Source organism: Bacillus stercoris (assembly GCF_029772985.1).
Lineage (GTDB): Bacteria > Bacillota > Bacilli > Bacillales > Bacillaceae > Bacillus > Bacillus stercoris.
Genome location: NZ_CP121861.1, coordinates 3982190 through 3994746, shown reverse-complemented (window position 1 = coordinate 3994746; position 12557 = coordinate 3982190). Strand labels below are relative to the sequence as shown.

General features: G+C 48.3%; 3 protein-coding genes. 2 read left to right on the top strand and 1 reads right to left on the bottom strand.

What is annotated here, in order from left to right; genetic code table 11:
• Positions 1–2 precede the first annotated feature (2 nt).
• Positions 3–635 (bottom strand): 3-hexulose-6-phosphate synthase, encoded by a 633-nt coding sequence (hxlA, locus tag QA442_RS20600; protein ID WP_095431239.1) that lies wholly within the window; start codon positions 633–635, stop codon positions 3–5.
• 232 nt (positions 636–867) lie between these two features.
• Here hxlA and hxlR point away from each other — a divergent pair, with 232 nt between their 5' ends.
• A complete protein-coding gene (gene hxlR / locus QA442_RS20595) occupies positions 868–1230 on the top strand; it encodes a transcriptional activator HxlR (protein ID WP_014662740.1) in 363 nt (120 codons plus the stop codon).
• Between the two features lie 563 nt (positions 1231–1793).
• Positions 1794–12557 carry a surfactin non-ribosomal peptide synthetase SrfAA gene (gene srfAA / locus QA442_RS20590; RefSeq protein ID WP_279473388.1) on the top strand — a complete coding sequence of 3588 codons (10764 nt, stop codon included), beginning with the start codon at positions 1794–1796 and terminating at the stop codon, positions 12555–12557.

Below are 12557 nucleotides of genomic sequence, written 5' to 3'. Positions count from 1 at the left end.
ATTTATCCTTGGGCAATCAGCTGTTTCATTTTTGAAGCTGTTTTGGCTTTGTCTGCCGCGCTTGTAATTCCGCCCCCAACAATGACAAGGTCAGGCTTTTGTTTGATTACTTCTGGCAGTGTATCAAGTTTGATGCCGCCTGCGATTGCGGTTTTTGCGTTTTTTACGGTATTTTTGATTGTCGTTAATTCTTCGAAAGAGTTTTTGCCCTCTGCTTGAAGATCATAGCCAGTGTGGACGCAGATGTAGTCAACACCGAGTGCGTCGATTTCTTTCGCGCGGGATTCGATGTCTTTCACGTTAATCATGTCCACTAGGATTTTCTTCTTTTGTTTTTTGGCTTCTTCTACTGCGCCTTTAATCGTTGCATCGTCTGTAGCCCCTAAAACGGTGATGATGTCAGCGCCCGCTTCCGACGCTTTCATGATTTCATAGCCCCCGGCATCCATGATTTTCAGGTCTGCGAGAACTTTCAATTGCGGAAATGTGTCTTTTATCTCTTTAACGGCTTTTAGGCCTTCATTAATGACGACCGGTGTTCCGATTTCAACCACGTCGATATATTGTTCCACTTCTTTGACAAGCTCAATGGCTTCGGGGATGTTGACGAGGTCTAATGCAAGCTGTAATTCCATTGTTGATCCACTCCCTTTTTCGAATTATTTTTCATTCTATAGGTTCCTTCTATTGATGAGAAGTAGGCACTTTGAAGTCAACAAGTTACTTGGAGGATACTGTGTGGAGCGGCAATCAGATTTCTTTCTCTTAGTATTATGTGTGAGTATAATGAAAAAAGAGTCTGCAAAAAAGTAAGTAAGTGACGATACGTATCTAACATATAAAAAGGTTACTGAGGGGGGATTTCTTTTGAGCCGGATGGACGGAAAAAGGTTTAATTGTGAGAAGGAATTAACGCTTGCAGTGATTGGCGGTAAGTGGAAAATGCTCATTTTGTGGCATTTAGGAAAAGAAGGCACAAAACGGTTCAATGAATTAAAAACATTGATTCCTGATATTACGCAGAAGATCCTCGCGAATCAGCTGAGAGAGCTTGAGCAGGATATGATTGTTCACAGGGAAGTGTATCCGGTTGTCCCGCCGAGGGTTGAATATTCTCTGACCTCCCAAGGAGAAAGCCTCATGCCTATTCTTGATGCCATGTATGAGTGGGGGAAAGGCTATATGGAATTGTTTGATATCGACAAAAATGTCATGAAAGAATCGTTATAAGGCGCTCTTCGCAAGGGTGTCTTTTTTTTTGCCTGTTTTTCGGTTTTTGCGCGGTAAACATATATCATGTAAAGACTGTAAATCGCAGTCAACAATAAATAAGATTGAACGCAGAAGTTTGTTTTAAAAATTTTTATTTTTCTGTAAATAATGTTTAGTGGAAATAATTGCGGTATCCCGCAAAAATATCCCTGTAAATAAACTGGAATCTTTCGGCATCCCGCATGAAACTTTTCACCCATTTTTCGGTGATAAAAACATTTTTTTCATTTAAAGTGAACGGTAGCAAGATAAAAAATATTGAAAACAATGAATAAATAGCCAAAATTGTTTCCTATTAGGGTGGGGGTCTTGCGGTCTTTATTCGCTTGTGTTAAACCCCGCAATGCTGACTGACGGCAGCCTGTTTTAATAGCGGTAGATTGGAAGCACTGCTTTTTAAGTGTAGTACTTTGGGCTATTTCGGTTGTTAGTTCATAAGAATTAAAAGCTGGTATGGATAAAAAAGAGAAAATGCGCTGCACATGTTCACTGCTTATGAAGACTAGGGGAGGTATGACAATATGGAAATAACTTTTTATCCTTTAACGGATGCACAAAAACGAATTTGGTATACAGAAAAATTTTATCCTCACACGAGTATTTCAAACCTTGCGGGGATTGGTAAGCTGGTTTCAGCCGATGCGATTGATTATGTGCTTGTTGGGCAGGCGATTCAAGAGTTTATTCGCAGAAATGAGTCCATGCGCCTTCGGCTGCGGCTCGATGAAAATGGGGAGCCTGTTCAATATATTAGCGAGTATCGGCCTGTTGATATAAAACATACTGACACTACTGGAGATCCGAATGCGATAGAGTCTATTTCACAATGGAGCCGGGAGGAAACGAAAAAACCTTTGCCGCTGTACGATTGTGATTTGTTCCGTTTTTCCTTGTTCACCATAAAGGAAAATGAAGTGTGGTTTTACGCAAATGTTCATCACGTAATTTCTGATGGCATCTCCATGAATATTCTCGGGAATGCGATCATGCACATTTATTTAGAATTAGCCAACGGCTCAGAGTCAAAAGAAGGAATCTCGCATTCATTTATCGATCATGTTTTATCTGAACAGGACTATGCTCAATCGAAGCGGTTTGAAAAGGACAAGGCGTTTTGGAACAAGCAATTTGAATCGGTGCCTGAACTTGTTTCCCTGAAACGGAATGCTTCCGCAGGAGGGAGTTTGGATGCTGAGAGGTTCTCTAAAGATGTGCCTGAAGCACTTCATCAACAGATTCTATCGTTTTGTGAGGCAAACAAAGTCAGTGTTCTTTCGGTGTTTCAATCGTTGCTTGCCGCCTATTTGTACAGGGTCAGCGGCCAGAATGATGTTGTGACGGGAACCTTTATGGGCAACCGGACGAATGCGAAAGAGAAGCAAATGCTAGGCATGTTTGTTTCTACGGTTCCGCTTCGGACAAACATTGACGGCGGGCAAGCGTTTTTAGAATTTGTCAAAGATCGGATGAAGGATCTCATGAAGACACTTCGCCACCAAAAGTATCCGTATAATCTCCTGATCAATGATTTGCGTGAAACAAAGAGCTCTCTGACCAGGCTGTTTACAGTTTCTCTTGAATATCAAGTGATGCAGTGGCAGAAAGAAGAGGATCTTGCCTTTTTGACAGAGCCGATTTTCAGCGGCAGCGGATTAAATGATGTCTCGATTCATGTAAAGGATCGATGGGATACTGGGAAACTCACCATAGATTTTGATTACCGAACTGATTTATTTTCACGTGAAGAAATCAACATGATTTGTGAGCGCATGATGACCATGCTGCAGAACGCGTTAACGCATCCAGAACATACAATTGATGAATTAACACTGATTTCTGAAGGGGAGAAAGAGAAGCTGCTTGCGATGGCCGGCGGTAAATCTGTGAACTACCGTAAGGACATGACGATCCCAGAGCTTTTCCGAGAAAAGGCTGAGCTGCTTTCAGATCACCCAGCAGTTGTATTTGAAGATCGCACATTGTCCTATCGAGCGTTACATGAGCAATCTGCACGCATTGCCAATGTGCTGAAACAAAAAGGGGTTGGCCCGGACAGTCCTGTCGCCGTACTGATTGAACGCTCTGAACGGATGATTACATCTATCATGGGGATTTTAAATGCCGGCGGAGCCTATGTGCCGATTGATCCCGGTTTTCCTGCTGAGCGGATTCAATATATTTTGGAGGATTGCGGGGCGGACTTCATCCTGACTGAATCGCAGATTGAAGCTCCTGCGTCCGATGCTGAATTGATTGATTTTGATCAGGCGATTGCGGAAGGCGCAGACGACATGCCGGAGGCTGATGTAAACGCGCGGAATCTTGCTTACATTATTTACACATCGGGAACAACCGGACGTCCGAAAGGCGTTATGATCGAGCATCGCCAGGTTCATCACTTGGTTGAATCTCTGCAGCAGACGATTTATCAAAGCGGCTGCCAAACCCTGCGGATGGCATTGCTTGCGCCTTTCCACTTTGATGCGTCAGTGAAGCAGATTTTCGCGTCGCTTCTTTTGGGACAAACCCTATATATCGTACCGAAGAAAACAGTGACGAACGGGGCCGCCCTTGCTGCTTATTATCGGAGAAATAGCATTGAGGCGACGGATGGTACACCTGCCCATCTGCAAATGCTGATAGCGGCGGGCGATCTTGGCGGACTTAAGCTGAAGCATATGCTGATTGGCGGAGAAGGCCTATCCTCTGTCGTTGCGGATAAGCTGATGAAGCTGTTTAAAGAAACAGGCGCGGCACCGCGTTTGACCAATGTGTACGGACCGACTGAAACGTGTGTTGACGCCTCTGTTCATCCGGTTATACCGGAGAGTGCCGTTCAATCAGCGTATGTGCCAATCGGGAAAGCGCTGGGAAATAACCGCTTATATATTTTGGATCAAAAAGGCCGGCTGCAGCCTGAAGGCGTGGCTGGCGAGCTTTATATCGCGGGAGACGGTGTAGGCCGAGGCTATTTGCATTTACCTGAATTGACGGATGAGAAGTTTTTACAAGATCCGTTCGTGCCGGGCGAGCGCATGTACCGAACCGGGGATGTGGTGCGCTGGCTTCCAGATGGAACAATCGAATATTTAGGCAGAGAGGATGACCAGGTCAAAGTCCGCGGATACCGAATTGAGCTTGGGGAAATTGAAGCTGTGATTCAGCAGGCGCCCGACGTTGCAAAAGCCGTTGTTTTGGCACGGCCTGACGAACAGGGAAATCTTGAGGTTTGCGCATATGTTGTGCAGAAGCCTGGAAGCGAATTTGCGCCAGCCGGCTTGAGGGAGCATGCGGCCAGACAGCTTCCTGACTATATGGTGCCGGCTTACTTTACAGACGTGACAGAAATTCCGCTTACGCCAAGCGGCAAAGTCGATCGCCGCAAGCTGTTTGCGCTAGAGGTGAAGGCTGTCAGCGGCACGGCTTATACAGCGCCGCGAAATGAGACTGAAAAAGCAATCGCAGCCATTTGGCAGGATGTGCTGAACGTTGAGAAGGCGGGGATCTTTGACAATTTCTTTGAAACGGGCGGACATTCATTGAAGGCCATGACCCTTTTAACGAAGATTCATAAGGAAACAGGCGTCGAGATTCCGCTTCAATATTTGTTTGAGCATCCGACGATTGCGGCTCTTGCACAGGAAGCAGATCACAGAGAAAGCCGGGCATTTTCGGTGATTGAACCTGCTGAAAAACAGGAGCATTATCCGCTTTCTCTGGCACAGCAGCGAACATATATCGTCAGCCAGTTCGAGGATGCGGGAGTCGGCTACAACATGCCGGCGGCAGCAATTCTGGAAGGGCCTTTAGATATTCAAAAACTGGAGCGAGCATTTCAGGGGTTAATCCGACGCCACGAGTCTTTGAGAACGTCATTTGTTCTTGAAAACAGCACGCCGAGACAGAACATTCACGACAGCGTTGAATTCAACATTGAGATGATTGAAAGAGGCGGCCGCTCAGATGAGGCAATTATGGCTTCATTCGTTCGGAGATTTGACTTGGCGAAAGCTCCGCTGTTCAGAATCGGTTTGCTGAAGCTTGAAGAGAACCGTCATATGCTGCTGTTTGACATGCACCACTTGATTTCTGACGGTGTATCCATTGGCATTATATTGGAGGAATTAGCACGCATTTATAAAGGCGAACAGCTTCCTGAGCTTCGTCTCCAGTATAAGGACTACGCCGTATGGCAAAGCAGGCAGGCTGCTGAAGGGTACAAGAAGGACCGAGCTTATTGGAAGGAAGTCTTTGCAGGCGAGCTCCCGGTGCTTCAGCTTCTGTCCGATTACCCGAGACCGCCTGTTCAAAACTTTGAAGGGGATCGGGTGTCAATCAAGCTGGATGCGGGGGTAAAGGATCGCCTCAATCGTTTGGCTGAACAAAACGGCGCCACTTTGTATATGGTGATGCTTTCCGCTTACTATACGCTTTTGTCAAAGTATACGGGACAGGATGACATTATTGTCGGGACACCGTCAGCCGGCAGAAACCATTCCGATACAGAGGGCATTGTCGGGATGTTCGTCAATACGATTGCGATTCGCAGTGAGGTCAAGCAGGATGAGACGTTTACTCAATTGATCTCGCGTGTCCGCAAACGGGTGCTGGATGCCTTTTCTCATCAGGACTATCCGTTTGAGTGGCTTGTTGAAGAGTTGAACATCCCGCGTGATGTAAGCAGGCATCCGCTGTTTGACACGATGTTCAGCCTTCAAAACGCGACAGAGGGCATTCCGGCTGTCGGCGATCTGTCCTTGTCTGTTCATGAGACCAATTTCAAGATAGCCAAATTTGATTTGACAGTGCAGGCGAGAGAAAACGATGAAGGCATTGAGCTTGATTTGGATTACAGCACGAAGCTCTTTAAACAAAGCACGGCAAACAGGCTGCTTACGCATTTTGCGCGTTTGCTTGAAGATGCTGCGGCTGAGCCGGAACAGCGGATTTCAGAATATAAGCTTCTTTCTGAAGAGGAGGCAGCTTCGCAAATTCAGCAGTTTAACCCGGGCAGAACACCTTATCCGAAAGACAAAACAATTGTTCAGCTGTTTGAAGAGCAAGCGGCGAATACGCCAGACCACACTGCGCTTCAATATGAAGGCGAATCACTCACTTATCGTGAGCTGAATGAACGGGCCAATCGTTTAGCCCGCGGCATTCTTTCTCTTGGAGCTGGCGAAGGCAGAACTGCGGCTGTCTTATGTGAGCGGTCAATGGAGATGATTGTGTCGATCTTGGCAGTATTAAAATCAGGTTCGGCTTATGTTCCGATTGATCCGGAACACCCGATTCAGCGAATCCAGCATTTCTTCCGTGACAGCGGCGCAAAGGTGCTTCTCACACAGAGAAAATTAAAGGCTTTAGCGGAAGAAGCTGAATTTGGCGGCGTTATCGTGCTCGCAGATGAGGAAGAAAGCTATCATGACGAAGCGCGAAATCTCGCACTGCCTCTTGATTCTGCGGCAATGGCCAACCTGACGTATACTTCTGGAACGACAGGAACCCCTAAGGGGAATATCGTGACACATGCCAATATTCTCCGTACGGTGAAGAAAACGAATTATCTCAGCATTACAGAACAGGATACGATTCTCGGACTTTCTAATTACGTGTTTGACGCGTTTATGTTCGATATGTTCGGCTCTTTGTTAAACGGAGCCAAGCTGGTGCTGATACCGAAGGAAACCGTCTTGGATATGGCTCGCCTGTCTCGCGTCATTGAACGGGAGAACATCAGCATTCTCATGATTACAACCGCTTTGTTCCACTTGCTTGTGGACTTGAATCCAGCGTGCTTGTCAACGCTGCGCAAGATTATGTTTGGCGGGGAACGGGCTTCAGTTGAGCATGTCAGAAAAGCTTTGCAAACGGTTGGAAAGGGCAAGCTCCTTCACATGTATGGGCCGTCTGAAAGCACGGTTTTCGCGACATATCATCCGGTTGATGAGTTAGAGGAGCACACGCTGTCTGTTCCGATTGGAAAACCGGTCAGCAATACGGAAGTATATATTCTTGACCGTACGGGACACGTGCAGCCGGTGGGGATTGCCGGAGAGCTTTGTGTCAGCGGCGAAGGACTCGTGAAAGGCTATTACAATCGTCCAGAGCTGACTGAGGAGAAATTTGTTCCCCATCCGTTTGCATCCGGTGAACGCATGTATAAAACGGGAGACCTTGCGAGATGGCTGCCGAATGGCAACATCGAATTTATCGGGCGCATCGACCATCAGGTGAAGATTCGCGGACAGCGCATCGAGCTTGGAGAAATCGAACATCAGCTGCAAACCCATGATCGTGTTCAGGAGAGTGTTGTGCTTGCCGTTGATCAAGGAGCGGGAGATCAACTGCTTTGCGCTTACTATGTCGGAGAGGGAGACATCTCATCACAGGAGCTGAGAGAGCATGCTGCGAAGGACTTGCCGGCATATATGGTTCCTGCGGTGTTTATCCAAATGGACGAGCTGCCGCTGACAGGGAACGGAAAAATTGACCGGAGAGCGCTGCCGATTCCTGATGCCAACGTTTCAAGAGGTGTTTCATATGTTGCGCCACGCAATGAAACGGAACAAAAAGTCGCAGACATTTGGGCACAGGTGCTTCAGGCTGAACAAGTCGGCGTTTATGACCACTTCTTTGACATTGGCGGACACTCATTAGCAGGCATGAAGATGCTTGCCTTGGTTCATCAGGAACTGGGCGTTGAGCTGTCACTCAAAAATCTCTTCCAGTCACCGACGGTTGAGGGCTTGGCACAAGTGATTGCTTCTGCTGAAAAAGGGACAGCCGCAAGCATCAGCCCGGCAGAGAAACAAGATACGTATCCTGTTTCTTCACCACAAAAACGGATGTACGTGCTCCAGCAGCTTGAAGGAGCGCAAACGAGCTATAACATGCCGGCGGTTCTGCGCCTGACAGGTGAGCTTGATGTTGAAAGGCTTAACAGCGTCATGCAGCAGTTAATGAAGCGTCATGAAGCCTTGAGAACCACGTTTGAAATAAAAGATGGAGAAACGGTGCAGCGGATCTGGAAAGAGGCTGAGTGTGAGATGGCCTATTTCGAAGCCCCGGAAGAAGAGACAGAGCGGATCGTTTCTGAGTTTATTAAGCCTTTCAAAATCGACCAACTTCCACTGTTCAGAATAGGGCTTATCAAGCATTCAGACACTGAGCATGTGCTGCTGTTCGATATGCATCACATTATTTCTGACGGTGCGTCTGTCGGTGTGCTGATTGAGGAGCTTTCAAAGCTGTATGACGGAGAAGACCTTGAGCCGCTCCGTATTCAATATAAGGATTATGCCGTGTGGCAGCAGCAGTTCATTCAGTCTGAGCTTTACAAGAAGCAAGAGGAACATTGGCTGAAGGAGCTGGATGGAGAGCTGCCGGTATTGACGCTTCCGACTGATTACAGCCGGCCTGCCGTTCAAACATTTGAGGGAGACCGCATTGCATTTTCATTAGAAGCAGGCAAAGCCGATGCTCTGCGCAGGCTTGCGAAAGAAACGGATTCCACGCTTTACATGGTGCTTCTGGCTTCATACAGTGCGTTTTTATCAAAATTGAGCGGACAAGACGATATCATCGTCGGTTCACCTGTGGCCGGACGATCTCAAGCGGACGTCAGCCGCGTTATCGGAATGTTCGTCAATACATTGGCGCTGCGCACGTATCCGAAGGGTGAAAAGACCTTTGCTGACTATCTTAATGAAGTGAAAGAAACGGCACTCAGCGCTTTTGATGCGCAGGATTACCCGCTTGAGGACTTGATCGGAAATGTTCAGGTTCAGCGTGACACAAGCAGAAATCCGTTATTCGATGCAGTTTTTTCAATGCAAAATGCGAATATAAAGGATTTAACAATGAAAGGGATTCAGCTTGAGCCGCATCCGTTTGAACGGAAAACAGCCAAGTTTGATCTCACACTGACAGCTGACGAAACCGACGGAGGGCTTACATTCGTACTTGAATACAATACAGCTCTGTTTAAGCAGGAAACGATTGAACGATGGAAGCAATACTGGATGCAGCTTTTAAATGCTGTTACCGGGAACCCGAACCAGCCGCTTTCCAGCCTGTCACTCGTCACTGAAACAGAAAAACAAGCGCTTCTCGAGGCATGGAAGGGCAAGACGCTGCCTGTGCCGACAGACAAAACGGTTCATCAGCTATTCGAAGAAACGGCTCAGCGCCACAAAGACCGCCCTGCTGTCACATACAACGGCCGATCCTGGACGTACGGTGAGCTGAATGCGAAGGCAAACCGTCTCGCGCGGATTCTGATCGACTGCGGCATCAGCCCGGATGAGCGCGTCGGCGTCCTTACGAAGCCGTCGCTTGAAATGTCCGCCGCGGTGCTCGGCGTCTTAAAGGCGGGAGCGGCGTTTGTGCCGATTGATCCTGACTACCCGGATCAGCGGATTGAGTATATTTTACAGGACAGCGGCGCGAAGCTTCTCTTGAAGCAAGAAGGGATTTCTGTGCCGGACAGCTATACGGGGGATGTCATTCTTCTCGACGGAAGCCGCACGATTCTAAGCCTGCCGCTTGATGAAAACGACGAGGAAAATCCAGAGACCGCTGTAACCGCGGAGAACTTGGCGTACATGATTTACACGTCTGGAACGACCGGACAGCCGAAGGGTGTCATGGTCGAGCACCATGCGCTTGTGAACCTGTGCTTCTGGCACCACGACGCATTCAGTATGACAGCGGAAGACCGCAGTGCGAAGTACGCGGGCTTTGGGTTTGACGCCTCCATTTGGGAGATGTTCCCGACCTGGACGATCGGCGCCGAGCTTCACGTTATTGATGAAGCGATCCGCCTCGATATTGTCCGCCTGAACGATTATTTCGAAACGAACGGCGTAACGATTACGTTCCTGCCGACACAGCTGGCGGAACAGTTCATGGAGCTTGAGAACACATCACTTCGTGTCCTCTTGACTGGAGGAGACAAGCTGAAGCGTGCCGTGAAAAAGCCGTACACACTCGTCAACAACTACGGGCCGACAGAAAACACGGTCGTTGCCACAAGCACAGAAATCCATCCGGAGGAAGGCTCGCTTTCCATCGGACAGGCAATCGCCAATACGAGAGTGTACATTCTTGGCGAGGGCAATCAGGTACAGCCGGAAGGCGTAGCCGGAGAGCTTTGTGTAGCGGGACGCGGATTGGCGCGAGGCTATCTGAATCGAGAAGACGAAACCGCGAAGCGGTTTGTCGCTGATCCTTTTGTGCCGGGTGAGCGCATGTACCGCACCGGTGATTTGGTGAAGTGGGTGAACGGCGGCATCGAATACATCGGCCGAATCGACCAGCAGGTCAAGGTCCGCGGCTACCGAATCGAGCTCTCAGAAATCGAAGTCCAGCTCGCGCAGCTTTCTGAGGTGCAGGATGCGGCAGTGACAGCCGTGAAGGATAAAGGCGGCAATACAGCGATCGCGGCGTATGTCACACCGGAATCAGCTGACATAGAAGCACTGAAATCAGCACTGAAGGAAACCCTGCCGGATTACATGATCCCGGCGTTCTGGGTAACGCTGAGCGAGCTTCCGGTTACGGCAAACGGCAAAGTGGACCGCAAAGCCTTGCCTGAGCCGGACATCGAAGCGGGAAGCGGAGAATACAAAGCGCCGACGACCGACATGGAAGAGCTGCTTGCCGGCATCTGGCAGGACGTGCTTGGAATGGCTGAAGTCGGTGTCACCGATAATTTCTTCTCGCTTGGCGGAGATTCCATCAAAGGAATTCAGATGGCGAGCCGCTTGAACCAGCACGGCTGGAAGCTGGAAATGAAAGATCTCTTCCAGCATCCGACGATCGAGGAGCTGACCCAATACGTAGAGCGTGCCGAAGGCAAACAGGCAGACCAAGGCCCGGTGGAGGGCGAAGTCATCCTGACGCCGATCCAGCGCTGGTTCTTTGAAAAGAACTTCACGAACAAGCACCACTGGAACCAATCGGTGATGCTTCACGCCAAGAAGGGCTTTGATCCTGAACGTGTGGAGAAAACATTGCAGGCGCTGATCGAGCATCATGACGCGCTTCGCATGGTTTACCGTGAGGGACAGGAAGATGTCGTTCAATACAACAGAGGACTTGAAACCTCTTCCGCTCAATTGGAGGTCATCCAGATTGAGGGACAAGCGAAAGATCATGAAGACCGTATAGAAAGAGAAGCGGAGCGTTTGCAAAGCAGCATCGACTTGCAGGAAGGCGGATTGTTAAAAGCAGGATTGTTCCAAGCGGAAGACGGAGACCACTTGCTGCTTGCCATTCACCACTTAGTGGTTGACGGCGTGTCGTGGCGGATTTTACTGGAGGATTTCGCCGCGGTATATACGCAGCTTGAGCAAGGCAATGAACCGGTTCTCCCGCAGAAAACACATTCATTTGCAGAGTATGCAGAGAGATTGCAAGACTTCGCGAACTCCAAAGCCTTTTTGAAAGAAAAAGAGTATTGGAGACAGCTTGAAGAACAAACTGTCGCAGCAAAGCTTCCGAAAGACCGCGAATCTGGTGATCAGCGAATGAAACATACAAAGACAATTGAATTCTCGCTGACTGCTGAAGAGACAGAACAGCTCACCACAAAGGTGCATGAGGCATATCACACAGAAATGAATGATATTTTGCTGACGGCATTCGGATTGGCGATGAAGGAGTGGACAGGCCAAGATCAAGTAAGTGTTCATTTAGAGGGGCATGGACGTGAAGAAATCATAGAAGACCTGACCATTTCCCGCACAGTCGGCTGGTTTACAAGTATGTACCCGATGGTGCTTGATATGAAGCATGCGGATGACCTGGGCTACCAGCTGAAGCAAATGAAAGAAGATATCAGACATGTGCCGAACAAGGGAGTCGGATATGGCATTCTGCGCTATCTGACGGCACCGGAACATAAAGAAGATGTGGCGTTCTCGATTCAGCCGGATGTCAGCTTTAACTATTTAGGACAGTTCGATGACATGTCGGATGCAGGCTTGTTCACGAGATCAGAGCTGCCATCAGGACAATCGTTAAGCCCGGAAACAGAAAAACCGAACGCGCTGGATGTTGTCGGATATATCGAAAACGGAAAACTGACGATGTCACTGGCCTATCATTCTCTTGAATTTCATGAAAAAACGATAAAGTCATTCAGCGACAGCTTTAAAGCGCATCTACTCAGAATCATTGAACATTGCCTATCTCAAGATGGTACGGAACTGACCCCGAGTGACCTTGGTGACGACGATTTGACGCTGGATGAGCTTGATAAATTAATGGAAATTTTCTAA

Bases quoted from the DNA above. Each gene is read 5' to 3' on its own strand.
- hxlA (WP_095431239.1), bottom strand. From the start codon at position 635: ATGGAATTACAGCTTGCATTAGACCTCGTCAACATCCCCGAAGCCATT.
- srfAA (WP_279473388.1), top strand. From the start codon at position 1,794: ATGGAAATAACTTTTTATCCTTTAACGGATGCACAAAAACGAATTTGG.